Raw genomic sequence first — 14,632 nt, 5'->3', positions numbered from 1 at the left:
TGATCAGCTTTCGCAGATCAAGTCGGGGGGCGTCGCCGCCTCCACGCACCGATAACGACGGCGCCTGAAGCCGGTTCCCGACCTTGATCGCTTTTTTCTGCGCCTTCGTACTTTCGACCATCGATGCTGGCGCAAAACAAAGGAAAGGCCTCAATCCCGAGGGACCGAGGCCGGTCTTGTCGCCGGCGAAAGACCGCGTTTTAAGCGGCTTCCTTCTGGCGTGACGGGTGGAAGAACAGTGCCTGGCTGATCGCCGCCTTCACCGTTTCCGGCTGGAAGGGCTTGGTGATCAGGAAGGTCGGCTCGGGACGCTCGCCGGTCAGCAGGCGTTCCGGGAAGGCGGTGATGAAGATCACCGGCACGTCCATGGTCTTCAGGATATCCTTGACCGCATCGATCCCCGACGAGCCGTCGGCCAGTTGGATGTCGGCCAAAACGAGACCCGGCTTGTGGCGGGCGACGGCGTCGATCGCCTCGTCGTGCGTCGTGGCGGTGCCGGTGACGCGGTGACCCAGTTCCGTGACCAGGCTTTGGATGTCGGCCGAAATAATGGCCTCGTCCTCGATGACCAGAACGTCGGTGGCCAGTTCGGCGTCGATGTCGGCCTGGGCGTCGGCGATCAGACGCTCCACGTCACGCGGATCGGCGGACAGGATCTGCGCGGCTTCCGAAGGGGTGAAGCCTTCAAGGGCCGTCAGCAGGAAGGCCTGACGCGAACGCGGCGCGATGCGCAGCAGACGCTGCGAGGCGTCGCTGCCCGTGGTTTCCAGCGTTCCGGTTTCCAGCTGCGCGCCGGTCGAGGACCAGATGGCGTGGAAGACATGATAAAGGGCGACCCGCGGCGTCATATCGGCCGACAGCTGCTGCTCGCCGGCCGCCAGGGCCTCCAGAGCGACACGGACATAGTTGTCGCCCGTGGATTGATCGCCGGTCAGGGCGCGTGCGTAACGGCGCACATAAGGAAGATGCGGCGCGAGTCTGGCCAGAAGGCTCATTCAGATAGTCCCCGACAAATCACAGCCCGACCGGCAAGGCAGGGCGTTATAGCCAGCTTAAACGTCACATTCGCATCACGGTTCCGCCGCCGCGAACAAGCTTTAGCATTAAAAGCCGTTCATGCAGGAACCCCGCCGGTCTGATGACGTTTGAGACCGACATCTCTTCGCGATGACAGTTGGGTGGGCTTGGCTCTGTCTATGATCGATTCTCCGGACTCCTCTCGTCCCAAAGGCGACCAGAAGGGGGAGGCAGGGCTTGAAGAAGCTCGCCTTCGCCAGCAGGCCATTGGCGTTAAGCTGCGACACATGTTCGACGAGGTCGTCAACGAACCCGTGCCCGATGAGTTTCTCGATATCCTGAAACGCGCCGACGCCAAGTCTTCGGACAGCGCCGCATGAGCACCTCACGCCTTGGGGCCGCCCCCAAACCCGCGTCGGCCGACGACGAGGGCTTCAAGCGCGAACTGGTCCTGCTGATCCCGCATCTGCGCGCCTTCGCCCGAACCTTGACCGGCGACCCGACCGCAGCCGACGATCTGGCGCAGGACGCCATGATGAAGGCTTGGGACGCGCGCGCCAGCTATCAGATGGGCACGAACATGAAGGCCTGGACCTTCATGATCCTGCGCAACCAGTTCTATTCCGAAAAACGCCGCTCGTGGCGTCAGTCGCAGCTGGATCAAGAAGCCGCCGAGCGGACCCTGGTCGCCGTGGACGATCCCGAGGCGCCCGTTGCTCTGGACGAGCTGCGTCAAGCTTTGAAGACCCTGCCCGAAGAACAGCGCGAGGCCTTGATCCTGGTTGGCGCCGGCGGCTTCGCCTATGAAGAAGCGGCCGAAATCTGCGGCTGTGCCGTCGGCACAGTGAAGAGCCGCGTCAGCCGCGCGCGGCGTGCGCTGCAAGCCACCCTGGAACGGGGCGGCTACGGACGCGACGGCAAGGCGGCGGGTGACGCCATGCGCTCAATTCTCGGCGAGGCCGACAGGCTGGCCGGCGCCCGGAGCTGAGCGGCGGTGAACGAGACGACCAGGGACGCCCCAAGGCCGCGGCTCGGTCGCACGTGGAGCTCGGATCGCTTTCAGGGCATCCGGTTTAGGCTGGGCGCGGCCATGGCCATGGCCCTGCTGCCGATCTTCGTGCTCAGCCTGATCCAGACCCAGGCGGACTTCCAAAGACAGGCCGACGACCGGCAGGTGGACCTTCAACTGGCGGCCGAACGCAGCGCCTCCAGCGCTAAGGCCAAACTGGATAGCGCCCAGGTGCTGTTGCGCGCGCTCAGCCCCGATGCGGTCGGCCCCTATTGCGCACCGCGTCTGACGGCGCTGGTCGGACGTCTGGAAGGCTATGAGGGCCTCTATCGCATCAGCCCGACAGGCGAGGCGGTCTGCGCCTCGGGCCGAGTGGACGGTGTGAGATCCGGCGTGGCGCCCGCCGCCCAGTCGACTTGGTTCCAGCGGCTGCGCAATGGCGAAGAACTGGTCGTCATGCGCGCCCCCGATGGCGCCGGCTATGAAGGCGCGCTGATCGTGGCCACACGCGCCGAGCGGCCGATGGGCCGGTTCGACGGCGCCATGGTCGCCGTGATCCCCTTCTCCGCCCTGCAACCCGATGTCGCTGACGCCGCGCTGCCGTCGGGCGCTCAAGCCGCCCTGACCGACGGCGCGGGTCGTATTCTGACGGCTAGTGATCCCGACGTGTTCAAACTCTCGGCCGGCGACGACATCGCGGGCTGGGTCGATCGGGCGCGCGATCAAGGGTCTGCGGTGTTCGACGCCAAGGATGCGCAGAACCAGCGCCGCGACTATGCGGGCGCGGCTCTGGCCGGCGGCGATCTTTATGCGCTGCTGTCGGCCCCGGCGCCGGGGTGGCTGTCGTGGGCACGGCTCAATCCGATCGGCACGCTGCTGTTGCCGCTGGGCGCCTGGTTGACGGCGTTCGCGGCGGTGATGCTGCTGTCCGAACGCATCTTCATCCGCTGGCTGGATTATCTGGAGCGGGTCGCGGCCATCTACGCCAAGGGCCGGTTCTCGGTGCGTCCGCTGCAGGCGATGAACGCCCCGTCCGAAATCCGCACCATGGCGCGCACCCTGGACGAGATGGCCGAGGCCATCACCGTGCGTGACCGCGAACTGACCGACGCCCTGACGGAAAAAGACGCGCTGATGCGCGAAATCCATCACCGGGTGAAGAACAACCTTCAGATCATCTCGTCCCTGCTGTCGATGCAGCAGCGCGCCCTGACCGATGCGCCGGCCAAGGCGGCGCTGGGTGATACGCGCCAGCGCATCTCGGCCTTGGCCCTGATTTACCGCACCCTGTATCAGAGCAACGACATTCGCCACGCCGATGCGCGCGAGTTCCTGAACGAACTGGTGGGGCAACTGGTCGCCAGCGAGGCCGGGCGCGGACCGGTGGTCATCAGCTCGGTGGACGCCGATTCCCTGCACGTCGATCCCGACAAGCTGGCGCCCCTTGCGCTGTGGCTGGTCGAGGCGGTGACAAACGCCCAGAAGCACGCCTTCGCCGGCAGCGGCGGGGAGCTGAAGGTGCGCTTCCGCGTCCAGGGCGAGAAATCGGTTCTGGAAGTCGAGGACAACGGGCCCGGCGCCCAGGCCGGCGCTGAGGTCGGGGTGGGCCGCACCCTGATGAGCGCCTTCGCCAAGCAGTTGCGCGGCGAGACCGAGTTCGCCACCCCGCCCGGCGGCGGCACCATCGCCCGCATGATCTTCGCCACCCCAGAAGCGCTCGCGCCCGTCGATCCGGCGGACAAGACGCCCGGAACCGCAGCGCTGGCGTCGCGTTGATGAGGCGAGTCCGGCGGAGTTTCACCCCGGCCAACCCTGGAGCTTCCCCTATGCGCAAGATTTTCGTTCTGGTCGCCGCCGCCGCCGCCCTGACCACCGCCGCCTGCAACACCGTTGAAGGCGTGGGCCGCGACACCCAGGCCGCCGGCCAGGCCGTGACCGGCGCCGCCCAAGACGCCAAGAACTAATCGACGGCCGCAGCCCAGGCTGCAGCATTCGACCGGCAAGGCCCCGCATCGTCGGGGCCTTGTTCGTTTCAGGACCGCGATAGGAGCCATCCCGTGAACCACACCGCCCGCGACGCCGGCCTCAAACTCTTGCGCCAGCACGCCCTGATCGCCGGCAAGGCCATTCCGGCCAACGGCGGCGGCATCGCCGTCGATGATCCGGCGACAGGCGATGTGATCGGCCACGTCCCCGATCTGGGCGCCGCCGAGACCGAACAGGCCATCGCGGCGGCGAGCGAGACGTTCAAGACCTGGTCGCGATCCGATCCGCACGCGCGTGCGGCCTTCCTGCGCAAATGGGCGGCGCTGATCGACGACAATCTGGAAGGCCTGGGCGCCCTCATGGCGCTGGAAAACGGCAAGCCGTTCGAAGAGGCCAAGGGCGAGGTCACCTACGCCAACGGCTTCCTGAAATGGTTCGCCGGCCAGGCCGAACGGTTGATCGGCGAGACTCAGGACAGTCCGCTGGGACATCTGATCCTGACCTATCGCGAGGCGGTCGGGCCATGCGCCCTGATCACGCCCTGGAACTTCCCCGCCGCCATGCTGACGCGAAAGCTGGGGCCGGCTTTCGCGGCAGGCTGCACCGCCGTGGTCAAGCCGGCCAGCCAGACTCCCTTCACCGCCATCGCCCTGGCCGAACTGGCCTATGAAGCCGGCCTGCCGAAAGGCGCCCTGTCGATCGTCACCGGGGACGCCGCCACTATCGGCAAGGCGCTGACCGATAGCCCGGACATTCGCAAACTGTCCTTCACCGGTTCGACCGGCGTGGGCCGCAAGCTGGCCGAGCAATGCGCCGAAACGCTGAAGCGGGTGTCGATGGAGCTGGGCGGCGCGGCGCCCCTGATCGTCTTCGCCGACGCCGACCTGGATCTGGCGGTGGCGGAGACCATCAAGGGCAAGTTCAGGAACTCGGGCCAGACCTGCGTTTGTCCCAACCGCGTCTATGTCGAGCGGTCGGTCGCCGAGACCTATGCCGAGAAACTGGCCGCCGAGGTGGCCAAGATCGTGGTCGGTCCGGCCTTCGACGACGGCGTGAAGGTGGGGCCGCTGATCGAGGACAAGGCCATCGAGAAGGTCAAGAAACACGTCGCGGCGATCAAGGCCGACGGCGGCCGGGTGTTGACCGGCGGGTCGCGTCACGATCTGGGCGGCCGCTTCTTCCAGCCGACCGTCACCTTGGGCGGAAATGATGAACTGTTCCGTGAGGAAGAGACGTTTGGCCCCATGATCCCCGTCTTCGCCTTCGACACCGAGGACGAGGCGCTGGAGAAGGCCAACGCCAGCGACTATGGCCTCGCCTCCTATCTGTTCACGCGCGATCTGGACCGGGCCATGCGGTTCAGCCGTCGGATCGAGGCGGGGATGTGCGGGGTCAACACCGGCCTGATCTCCACCGCTGTCGCGCCGTTCGGTGGGGTCAAGCAGTCGGGCTATGGTCGCGAAGGCTCGATCCACGGCATCGACGAATATGTGGACGTCAAGACGGTGACGCTGGCGCTGAAATAGCGCCGGGTCGCCGGGCCTGTAATTCGCCGCGCTTCTGCGGCATAAGCCCGCGATGAAGTTCCTCGACCAGGCCAAGATCTATATCCGCTCCGGCAACGGCGGCGCGGGTTCCGTGTCGTTCCGACGCGAGAAATTCATCCCCAACGGCGGGCCGGACGGCGGCGACGGCGGCAAGGGCGGAGATGTCTGGATCGAGGCGGTCGACGGGCTGAACACCCTGATCGACTATCGCTATCAGCAACATTTCAAGGCCCAGACCGGCCACCACGGCCAGGGGCGCCAGATGCACGGCGGCAAGGGCGAGGACGTACATCTGAAGGTGCCCGTCGGCACCCAGGTGCTGGACGAGGACAAGGAAACGGTCCTGCTGGACATGGATACGCCCGGCAAGATGGAGCTGCTGCTGAAGGGCGGCAACGGCGGCTGGGGCAATGTACGCTTCAAGGGACCGACCAATCAGGCGCCGACCTACGCCAATCCTGGTCAGGAGGGGCAGGAGCGTTGGATCTGGCTGCGACTGAAGCTGATCGCCGACATCGGTCTGGCGGGCCTGCCCAATGCGGGCAAGTCGACCTTCCTGTCGGCCGCCAGCGCCGCCAAGCCCAAGATCGCCGACTATCCGTTCACCACCCTGGCGCCGAACCTGGGGATGGTGGACCTGTCGCCGTCCGAGCGGTTCGTCATCGCCGACATTCCCGGCCTGATCGAGGGCGCCAGCGAGGGCGCGGGCCTCGGCACGCGGTTCCTGGGCCACGTCGAACGCTCGGCCAGCCTGATCCACCTGATCGACGGCACCCAGGACGATGTGGTCGAGGCCTACCGCATCATTCGGGGCGAGCTTGAAGCCTATGGCGAGGGTCTGGCGGACAAGGCCGAGATCCTGGCCCTGAACAAGATCGACGCCCTGACGCCCGAAGCGCGCAAGGAGAAGGCCGCCGAACTGGAGGCCGTCGCCGGTCGCCGCCCCATGCTGGTGTCCGGCGTGTCGGGCGAGGGCGTGCCCGCCCTGCTGCGCGCCGCCTGGGCCGAGGTGAAGAAGACGCGCGGCGCCCTGGCCGGCGACAGCGACGCGGATCAGATCAGCGGCTGGCAGCCCTGATCAGGCCTCCGCTGCGGGCTCCGGTTTGGGCTTGCGGCGGGTCGATTTCGGCTTGTCGGTCGTCTTGCCCTCGTTCGCATAGGGCTCGCCGTCGCCCGACAGCAGGATCGCCATCCAGCGCGAGCCCTTGAACTCGGCTAGGATCGCCATGGCCATGACCGCCAGCGGCGTCGACAGGAACATGCCGACCACGCCCCACAGCTTGCCCCAGAAGGCCAGGGCCAGCAGCACCACGACCGGGTCGATGTTCTGATTGTCGCCCTGCATGCGCGGCTGGATGAAGTTGCCGACGACGAACAGGATGACCTGCAACCCGACCAGCAGGATGGCGGCGGGCCAATAGCTTTCGAACTGGACCAGGGCGAACAGAGGCGGCGCAAGGCCCGCGACGGCCCCGCCCAGCACGGGGATGAAGCCGACGATGAAGATGACGAAGGTCCAGAACTCGGCGTTCTGAAGCCCGACCGCGCGCATCAGGATCCAGGCGACGACGCAGATCATCGCGCCGGTCACCGACTGCACCCAGATATAGCCCTCGACCCCGCCGCGCACGCGCTGGAACACCGCGACCGCCTCGTCGCGCTGGGCCTCCGACGGGAACATGGCGACGATCTTGCGCCGGAACCCGACCTGGGAGGCCAGCAGAAAGCCCAGATAGATCAGGACGAAGAAGGCGCCCGAGGCGATGCCTTGCACCTGGAACGCCATCGAGGTCAGCCAGCCGCGCACATCGACGCCGTTGATCAGGTCCTGCGCCGTCGGCGGATTGGCCAGACGCACCAGCCCATAGGCGTCGCGAATGATCTGATCGATGCGCGGGCCGATGTTCTGGGACACGCCGGACGCCTCGCCGAAGAAGCCCGCCGCCCCGTTCACGATGATGGCGATGGAGGCGAAGAAGGCCAGCACCACCAGCGTCAGGGCCGCGATCCCGGCCATGCGGCTGTTCAATGGCGTGCGCGCCTCGACCGACCGCTTCACCCCGTCGATCATGATCAAGAGAAAGATGGCCATCGCCAGCGGCGTCAAGATATCCCGCAGCCAGTAGATCGCCGCCCCGGCCGCGACCGTGGCGATGACGCCGAGGGCGTTGCGAGCGGCGACCGAAGACGGCGTGGCGATGGGGTTTTTCATGATCGTGTTGTCGAACCGCCCGCCGTCGCCGTCAATCGCTGTTCCGAGCGCGCAGGGAACGCGCTAGACCTTTGCCGGAGACGCCATCGGAGACCCCAATGCCCGACGCCCTGCCCGGCCTGTTCCTCGGCCAGTCCGACGCCGCCCAGCCGGAAAACCTGCTGTTCAACCGCGCCAACCGCCACGGCGTCGTCGCCGGCGCGACCGGGACGGGCAAGACGGTCACGCTGCAGATCATGGCCCAGGGCTTTTCCGACGCCGGGGTGCCGGTCTTCTGCGCCGATGTGAAGGGCGACCTGTCGGGCATCTCCCAGGTCGGTGCGCCCAACGAGAAGCTGGTCGCCCGCGCGACGGAGATGGGCCTGACCCTGACGCCGCGCGCCGCCCCGACCGTCTTCTGGGACCTGTATGGCCAGAAGGGACATCCGATCCGCACCACCGTGTCAGAAATCGGTCCGGTGCTGATGGCGCGGATGCTGAACCTGAACGACGTGCAGGAGGGCGTGCTGACCGTCGTCTTCCACGTCGCGGACAAGGAAGGTCTGCTGCTGCTGGACCTGGACGATCTGAGGAGCCTGCTGGTCTATGTCGGCGAGAACGCCGAGCGGATCGGGCGAGAGGTCGGCAACGTCGCCCCCGCCTCCATCGCCGCCATCCAGCGTGCACTGTTGCAGGTCGAGCAACAGGGCGGCGACGCCTTCTTCGGCGAGCCGGCGCTGAAGCTGGAAGACATGATCCGCGTCGGCCTGGACGGCCGGGGCCAGGTCAATGTGCTGGATTCGACCCGGCTGATGAACAGTCCGCGCCTGTATGCGGCCTTCCTGCTGTGGCTGCTGTCTGAGCTGTTCGAGCAGCTTCCCGAGGTGGGCGATCCGGAAAAGCCGCGCCTGGTCTTCTTCTTCGACGAGGCGCACCTGCTGTTCAACGACGCCCCGCGCGCCCTGCTGGAAAAGGTCGAACAGGTCGTGCGCCTGATCCGATCCAAGGGCGTCGGGGTCTATTTCGTGACACAAAACCCGGCCGATATTCCCGACAGCGTGCTGGCCCAGCTGGGCAACCGCATTCAGCACGCGCTTCGTGCCTATACGCCGTCGGAACAGAAGGGGCTGAAGGCCGCCTCGCAGAGTTTCCGCGCCAACGCCGCCTTCGACACGGCGGAGGCCATTCAGGGTCTGGGGGTGGGCGAGGCCCTGGTGTCCGTGCTGGACGAAAAGGGCGCGCCGACCATCGTGGCCCGCACCAAGATCCGCCCGCCGGCCTCGCGCCTGGGTCCCGCGACCGATACTGAGCGCGCCGCCGTCATGGCCGCCAGCCCGGTGCGGGGCCTTTACGAGCAGGTGCTGAACCGCGAATCCGCCGCCGAAATCCTGGCCAATCGCCACAGCGCCGCCGATCAGGCTGAAGTTCAGGCCAAGGCGCAGGCCGAGGCCGACAAGGCCGCCGCCATCCAGGCCAAGGCCGATCAGAAGGCCGCCGAAGCGCGGGCGAAGGCTCAGGCTCAGGCCGAGGCGCGGGCGTCGCGCGAGGCCGCGAAGCCTGCGCGCCGGTCCACCCGCGAAACGCCGGTCGAGGCGCTGACCAAGTCGGTCCTGCGCACCGCTGGGTCGACCCTGACCCGCGAGCTGATGCGCGGTCTGCTGGGCGGGTTGAAGCGGCGCTAGGTTCTGCTCGGGTCTTGCAACGGGGCGGGGGCGAGCGCATCTCCCGCCCATGTTCATCCAGACCGAACCCACGCCCAATCCCAACGTGCTGAAGTTCCTGCCCGGCCGCGACGTGTCGCCGACCGCCGCGCTGGAATACCGCACCATCGACGAGGCGACGGCCTCTCCGCTGGCTGAGGCCTTGTTCGAGTTGGAAGGCGTCGACGGCGTCTTCTTTGGCGCGGACTACGTTTCCGTCACCCGTCAGCCCCAGGGGCCGGAATGGTCGGAGATGAAGGCGCCGATCCTGGGCGTCGTCATGGATCACTTCGTCTCGGGTCAGGCGCTGACGCGCGGCGCCGGCGGCGAAACCGACGGTCATGCCGAGGACGACAGCGAGATCGTCGCCGAGATCAAGGCCCTGCTGGACAGCCGCATTCGCCCCGCCGTGGCCCAGGACGGCGGCGACATCCTGTTCGATTCCTTCGACGAGGCGACCGGCGTGCTGAACCTGCGGATGCGCGGCGCCTGCGCCGGCTGTCCGTCGTCGTCGGCGACCTTGAAGGCCGGGGTCGAGCAGATGATGCGCCATTATGTCCCCGAGGTGACGCGGGTCGAGCAGACCCTCTGATCCGGACGCGGTGGCGGTTCTGCAACGCGCCGCCTAGAAGACGCCCATGAGACTTCTGGTGATCGATACGGCGCTCGGCGCCTGCACGACGGCGGTGTTCGAGGACGATCACGCGCTCGCCATGCGTTTTGAGCCGATGACCAAGGGACATCAGGAACGGATCGGCGGCTTGGTGCGCGACGTCATGGTTGAGGCGGGCGGTGGTTTCGACAGCCTGGACCGGATCGGCGTCACGGTTGGACCGGGCTCGTTCACCGGTCTGCGCGTCGGTCTGGCCTTTGCTCAGGGTCTGGGCGCGGCGCTGGATCGGCCGGTCGTCGGTCTGTCGGCGCTGGACGCGCTCGCCGCCTCGCTCGCCAATCACGACGGCCCCATCGCGGCCCTGATCGATGCGCGGCGCGGTCAGGTCTATGCGCGGCTCTTGGCCGACGGTGGGCCGCTTGGCCCCGATGAAGCGTTGTCGCTGGAAGAGGCCGCGCGGCGGATCGCCGACATCGGACCGGGCGTCGCTCTGGTCGGCAATGGCGCGGCGGTCGTGACCCAGGCCTTCCCCGATCTGCCCTTCGCCCATCTGGACGACCGGGTTGCGCCGTCGCCGGAAGCGCTGGCGCGCTTGGCCGCCGTCGCCGATCCGGCGACCCAGCCGCCCCGTCCGCTCTATCTGCGCGCGCCCGACGCCACGCCGCCCAGCCGCCTGCCGGGCCAGCCGCGCCAGCCTGCGTCATGACGGCGGCGGACCCCGCCTCTCTCGCCGCCCTGCACGCCCAGGCCTTTGCCCCGCCGTGGAGCGCCGACACCTTCGCCGATCTGCTGTCGCAGCCGGGGGTGCTGGCGGTCAGCGAGCCCGACGGCTTCATCCTGATCCGGACCGTGGTCGACGAGGCGGAAATCCTGACCCTGGCCGTGGCGCCGAGCGCGCGCCGCCACGGACTGGGACGACGTCTGGTCGAGGCGGCGGCCGTCGCTGCGGTCCAGGCCGGCGCGACGCGGCTGTTCCTGGAGGTCGCCGACGACAATATCGCCGCGCGCGGCCTGTATGAGCGGACCGGGTTCGATCCGATCGGTCGCCGCAAAGCCTATTATGCGGGCGCCGACGGATCGCGGACCGATGCGCTGGTGATGAGCCGCGACCTCTGTGCGCCTCACGCCAACCTGACGCTTCCCTGATGCGATCCAAGCCCCTATTCTAGGCGCATGGACCGGATCGAAAAACTCTGCGCCGAGCGCGGCATGCGTATGACCGAACAGCGCCGGGTGATCGCCCGGGTGCTGTCCAACGCCGCGGACCACCCGGATGTCGAGGAGCTGTATCGCCGCGCCTCGGCCATCGATCCGCACATCTCCATCGCCACCGTCTATCGCACCGTGCGCCTGTTCGAAGAGGCGGGCGTGGTCGAGAAGCATGACTTCGGCGACGGCCGCAGCCGCTATGAAGAGGCTGGCGACGATCACCACGATCACCTGATCGACACCAAGTCGGGCGAGGTGATTGAATTCTTCGACGCCGAGATCGAGCGGTTGAAGAACGAGATCGCGGAGCGGCTGGGCTTCCAGCTGATCGGCCACAAGTTGGAGCTCTACGGCGTTGCGATCGAGGGCGCCGAGCCGTCCAAGCGCGAAGGCCTGATCTTCACCCGCCATGCGGCGCGCGTCGATCCCGCCGATGTGGATGCGGGCTGACGCTCGGCTTGTCGCGACGCTTGCGGGCGATCATAAGCCCACGATGACCGAGACCCTGGTTCCTCAAGTCGAGACGGCGCCCCAAAAGCGTCTGTTCATCAAGACCTACGGCTGTCAGATGAACGTCTATGACAGTGAGCGCATGGCCGATGTGCTGCGCCCGCTGGGCTATGGCGTCACCGACAACGTGAAGGCCGCCGACTTCGTCATCCTGAACACCTGCCACATCCGCGAGAAGGCGGCCGAGAAGATCTACTCCGAGCTCGGCAAGCTGCGCGAGATGCGCGACATCCGGCGCGAGACCGGCGGGGACCTGACCATCGCCGTCGCCGGCTGCGTCGCCCAGGCCGAGGGCGAAGAGATCATGCGGCGTCAGCCGGCCGTCGATATCGTCGTCGGCCCTCAGGCCTATCACCAGTTGCCCGAGCTTCTGACCCGCACGGCGCGGGCGCGGGGCGAGCGGATCGGCGCGGACTTCGCTCCTGACGACAAGTTCGACGCCCTGCCTGCAGCCCGCTTCACCGAGGGGCCGACCGCCTTCCTGACGGTGCAGGAGGGTTGCGACAAGTTCTGCACCTTCTGCGTCGTGCCCTACACGCGCGGCGCCGAATGGTCGCGGCCGATGGCGGCGGTGCTGGAAGAGGCGAGACAACTGGCGGATCGGGGCGTGCGCGAGGTCACTTTGCTGGGCCAGAACGTCAACGCCTATGACGGCGAGCGGCCGGACGGGCGCAAGGCGACCCTGGCCGAACTGGCCTATGCCCTGGCCGAGATCCCCGGCCTGGACCGCATCCGCTATACGACCAGCCATCCCAACGACATGGCCGATGAGTTGATCGCCGCGCATGGCGATCTGGACGCCTTGATGCCCTATCTGCACCTTCCGGTTCAGGCGGGGTCGGACCGGATTTTGCGGGCGATGAACCGCAAACACGGGCGTCAGAAATATTTCGACCTGATCGACCGGATCCGCGCTGCACGGCCGGACATCGCCATCGCGGGCGACTTCATCGTTGGCTTCCCCGGTGAGACGGATCGGGAGTTCGAGGACACGCTGGATCTGGTGCGTCGCGTGAACTACGCCGGGGCCTTCGCCTTCGCCTATTCGCCGCGGCCGGGCACGCCGGCGGCGGGCATGGGCAAACAGGTCGAGCCGGACGTCGTCAAGGATCGACTGCATCGCCTGATCGCCCTGCTGACGAAACAGCAGACCGCCTTCAACACGGCGCAGGCCGGCCGGACGCTGAACGTGCTGTTCGACAAACCGGGACGGCACGGCCACCGTCGCCAAGCGATCGGTCGATCCCCATATCTTCAATCGGTCCACGTCGATGACGCGGATCATCTGATCGGGCAGATCGTTCCGGTCGAGATCATCGCCGGCCAGCAGAACAGTCTGTCGGGCCGGCTCATAGCAGACGGGCTCAAGCAGCCGGGTCCCGCGGGCTCAGCGCTAGCCCAAGCAGAAAAGGCCGCTTGATGGCGCGTGAGTCTGAATTCGTCCCCTTGAACGATGCCGAACTGCGGGCGGTCATCGGGCCGAATAGTCGCCACGTCGCCCTGATCGAGGACGCCTTCAAGGTGCTGGTCGAGGCCCCGGGCGGCGGGGTCTCCGTCAACGGCGGCGCACGCGACCGCACGGACGCCCGCCAGGTGATCGAGGACTTGGCCAAGCGCGCGGCCCTGGGCGCCGAAGTCACCGAGGCCGACGTCCGCGCAGCCCTGGGCCAGGCGCGCGGCGGTCGCGGCACGCCGGGCATGGCGGCGGCGGGCGTGTCGCTGCCGGGCGGCAAGCGCGGCGCCATCGTGCCCAAGACCAAGGCGCAGGCCGCCTATCTGGACATGCTGGGCCGATGCGAACTAAGCTTCGGCGTCGGCCCGGCGGGCACCGGCAAGACCTTTTTGGCGGCGGCCTATGGCGCATCGGTGCTACGGCGGGGGCAGGTGGACCGGCTGGTCATCACTCGCCCGGCGGTCGAGGCGGGCGAGAAGCTGGGCTTCCTGCCCGGCGACCTGAACGAAAAGGTCGATCCCTATCTGGCCCCGATCTGGGAGGCGCTGAACGACATTCTGGGCGCCGAGGACGTGCAGCGTCGCCGCGACAAGGGCGAGATCGAAGCCGCCCCGATCGCCTTCATGCGCGGCCGCACGCTCAGCCACGCCTTCGTCATCGTCGATGAAGCCCAGAACACCAGCCGCCTGCAGATGAAGATGGTGCTGACGCGCCTGGGCGAGGGCGCGCGGATGGTGGTGACGGGCGATCCGTCGCAGATCGACCTGCTGAACCCGCGCGACTCCGGCCTGGCCCACGCCCTGCGTATCCTGGACGGGGTCCAGGGTGTCGGCATCCTGAAGTTCGAGGCGTCCGACGTGGTGCGTCACGCCATGGTGGAGCGGATCGTGCGCGCCTATGACGCCGACGCCGCGCGCGGACGCCCCGCCCCGGACCTCGAAGACCCCGCATGATCGAGATTGAAGTCGAGGCCGAGGCCTGGACCGGCGCCCTGCCGGACGTCGAGGCCATCGTCGAACGCGCGGCGCAGGCCGCGCTGGGCACGGGGGAGGGCGATATCGTCGTCCTGCTGACTGACGACGCCGCCGTGCGCGAGCTGAACGGACGGTTTCGCGACAAGGATAGGCCGACCAATGTCCTGTCCTTCCCCGCGCCGGAAAACGCCTTTCCGCATCTGGGCGACATCGTCCTGGCCTACGGCGTCTGCGCGACCGAGGCCGAGGCGCAGGGTAAGACTCTGGCCGATCATCTGAGCCATCTGGTCGTCCACGGCGTCCTGCACCTCTTGGGCCGCGACCACGAGGACGACGCCGAGGCCGAGGAGATGGAGGCCGAGGAGCGCGAAATCCTGGCCCAGATCGGCGTCGCGGACCCCTATCTCGAAAAGCAGGACTGAC

General features: G+C 67.5%; 16 protein-coding genes. 14 read left to right on the top strand and 2 right to left on the bottom strand.

What is annotated here, in order from left to right:
• Nucleotides 1-200 precede the first annotated feature (200 nt).
• Complete coding sequence (gene phyR / locus BVE01S_RS05795) at nt 201-995, bottom strand: anti-anti sigma factor/receiver protein PhyR (protein WP_026108480.1); 795 nt, start codon at nt 993-995, stop codon at nt 201-203.
• Nucleotides 996-1,196: 201 nt separating this feature from the next.
• On the opposite strand from phyR, the gene nepR reads away from it, so the two are divergent.
• From nepR to obgE, 6 genes are all read left to right on the top strand, one after another.
• On the top strand, nt 1,197-1,397 hold the full coding sequence (gene nepR / locus BVE01S_RS05790; RefSeq protein WP_045809524.1) for an anti-sigma T factor NepR: 201 nt from the start codon (nt 1,197-1,199) through the stop codon (nt 1,395-1,397).
• Entirely contained in the window at nt 1,394-2,005 is a 612-nt protein-coding gene (locus tag BVE01S_RS05785) for a sigma-70 family RNA polymerase sigma factor (RefSeq protein WP_055754558.1), read from the top strand. The genes nepR and BVE01S_RS05785 overlap by 4 nt, the downstream gene beginning before the upstream one ends.
• 102 nt (nt 2,006-2,107) lie before the next feature.
• Nucleotides 2,108-3,802: a sensor histidine kinase PhyK gene (phyK, locus tag BVE01S_RS05780; protein WP_066625365.1), complete on the top strand. Its 1,695-nt coding sequence runs from the start codon at nt 2,108-2,110 to the stop codon at nt 3,800-3,802.
• 50 nt (nt 3,803-3,852) lie between these two features.
• Entirely contained in the window at nt 3,853-3,990 is a 138-nt protein-coding gene (locus BVE01S_RS05775; RefSeq protein ID WP_017505506.1) for an entericidin A/B family lipoprotein, read from the top strand.
• A gap of 93 nt (nt 3,991-4,083) precedes the next feature.
• A complete protein-coding gene (locus BVE01S_RS05770) occupies nt 4,084-5,538 on the top strand; it encodes an NAD-dependent succinate-semialdehyde dehydrogenase (RefSeq protein ID WP_066625363.1) in 1,455 nt (484 codons plus the stop codon).
• A 52-nt stretch (nt 5,539-5,590) separates the two neighbouring features.
• On the top strand, nt 5,591-6,637 hold the full coding sequence (gene obgE, locus BVE01S_RS05765; protein WP_066625361.1) for a GTPase ObgE: 1,047 nt from the start codon (nt 5,591-5,593) through the stop codon (nt 6,635-6,637).
• Here obgE and BVE01S_RS05760 read toward each other — a convergent pair whose 3' ends face one another.
• The gene (locus tag BVE01S_RS05760; RefSeq protein WP_055808872.1) at nt 6,638-7,771 is read right to left on the bottom strand and encodes an AI-2E family transporter; all 1,134 of its coding nucleotides are present in this window, start codon (nt 7,769-7,771) and stop codon (nt 6,638-6,640) included.
• Nucleotides 7,772-7,869: 98 nt separating this feature from the next.
• On the opposite strand from BVE01S_RS05760, the gene BVE01S_RS05755 reads away from it, so the two are divergent.
• The 8 genes from BVE01S_RS05755 to ybeY are packed head-to-tail and all read left to right on the top strand — an operon-like array spanning nt 7,870 to nt 14,631.
• Nucleotides 7,870-9,432 (top strand): helicase HerA-like domain-containing protein, encoded by a 1,563-nt coding sequence (locus tag BVE01S_RS05755; RefSeq protein ID WP_066625355.1) that lies wholly within the window; start codon nt 7,870-7,872, stop codon nt 9,430-9,432.
• A gap of 49 nt (nt 9,433-9,481) precedes the next feature.
• A complete protein-coding gene (locus BVE01S_RS05750; RefSeq protein ID WP_055808867.1) occupies nt 9,482-10,042 on the top strand; it encodes a NifU family protein in 561 nt (186 codons plus the stop codon).
• Nucleotides 10,043-10,088: 46 nt separating this feature from the next.
• Entirely contained in the window at nt 10,089-10,769 is a 681-nt protein-coding gene (gene tsaB, locus BVE01S_RS05745) for a tRNA (adenosine(37)-N6)-threonylcarbamoyltransferase complex dimerization subunit type 1 TsaB (protein WP_066625345.1), read from the top strand.
• Nucleotides 10,766-11,209 (top strand): ribosomal protein S18-alanine N-acetyltransferase, encoded by a 444-nt coding sequence (gene rimI / locus BVE01S_RS05740; protein WP_066625343.1) that lies wholly within the window; start codon nt 10,766-10,768, stop codon nt 11,207-11,209. The genes tsaB and rimI overlap by 4 nt, the downstream gene beginning before the upstream one ends.
• A gap of 27 nt (nt 11,210-11,236) precedes the next feature.
• A complete protein-coding gene (locus tag BVE01S_RS05735; protein ID WP_017505496.1) occupies nt 11,237-11,722 on the top strand; it encodes a Fur family transcriptional regulator in 486 nt (161 codons plus the stop codon).
• Between the two features lie 43 nt (nt 11,723-11,765).
• Entirely contained in the window at nt 11,766-13,202 is a 1,437-nt protein-coding gene (gene miaB / locus BVE01S_RS05730; protein WP_066625433.1) for a tRNA (N6-isopentenyl adenosine(37)-C2)-methylthiotransferase MiaB, read from the top strand.
• The gene (locus BVE01S_RS05725; RefSeq protein WP_066625340.1) at nt 13,202-14,188 is read left to right on the top strand and encodes a PhoH family protein; all 987 of its coding nucleotides are present in this window, start codon (nt 13,202-13,204) and stop codon (nt 14,186-14,188) included. The genes miaB and BVE01S_RS05725 overlap by 1 nt, the downstream gene beginning before the upstream one ends.
• On the top strand, nt 14,185-14,631 hold the full coding sequence (ybeY, locus tag BVE01S_RS05720) for an rRNA maturation RNase YbeY (RefSeq protein ID WP_066625337.1): 447 nt from the start codon (nt 14,185-14,187) through the stop codon (nt 14,629-14,631). Before BVE01S_RS05725 ends, ybeY begins: the two co-directional genes overlap by 4 nt.
• Nucleotide 14,632 lies beyond the last annotated feature (1 nt).

The organism is Brevundimonas vesicularis NBRC 12165 (genome assembly GCF_001592205.1).
In the GTDB taxonomy this organism is placed as follows: Bacteria; Pseudomonadota; Alphaproteobacteria; order Caulobacterales; family Caulobacteraceae; genus Brevundimonas; species Brevundimonas vesicularis.
The sequence above is the reverse complement of the archived record's forward strand: the minus strand, read 5'-3'. Positions and strand labels throughout refer to the sequence as shown.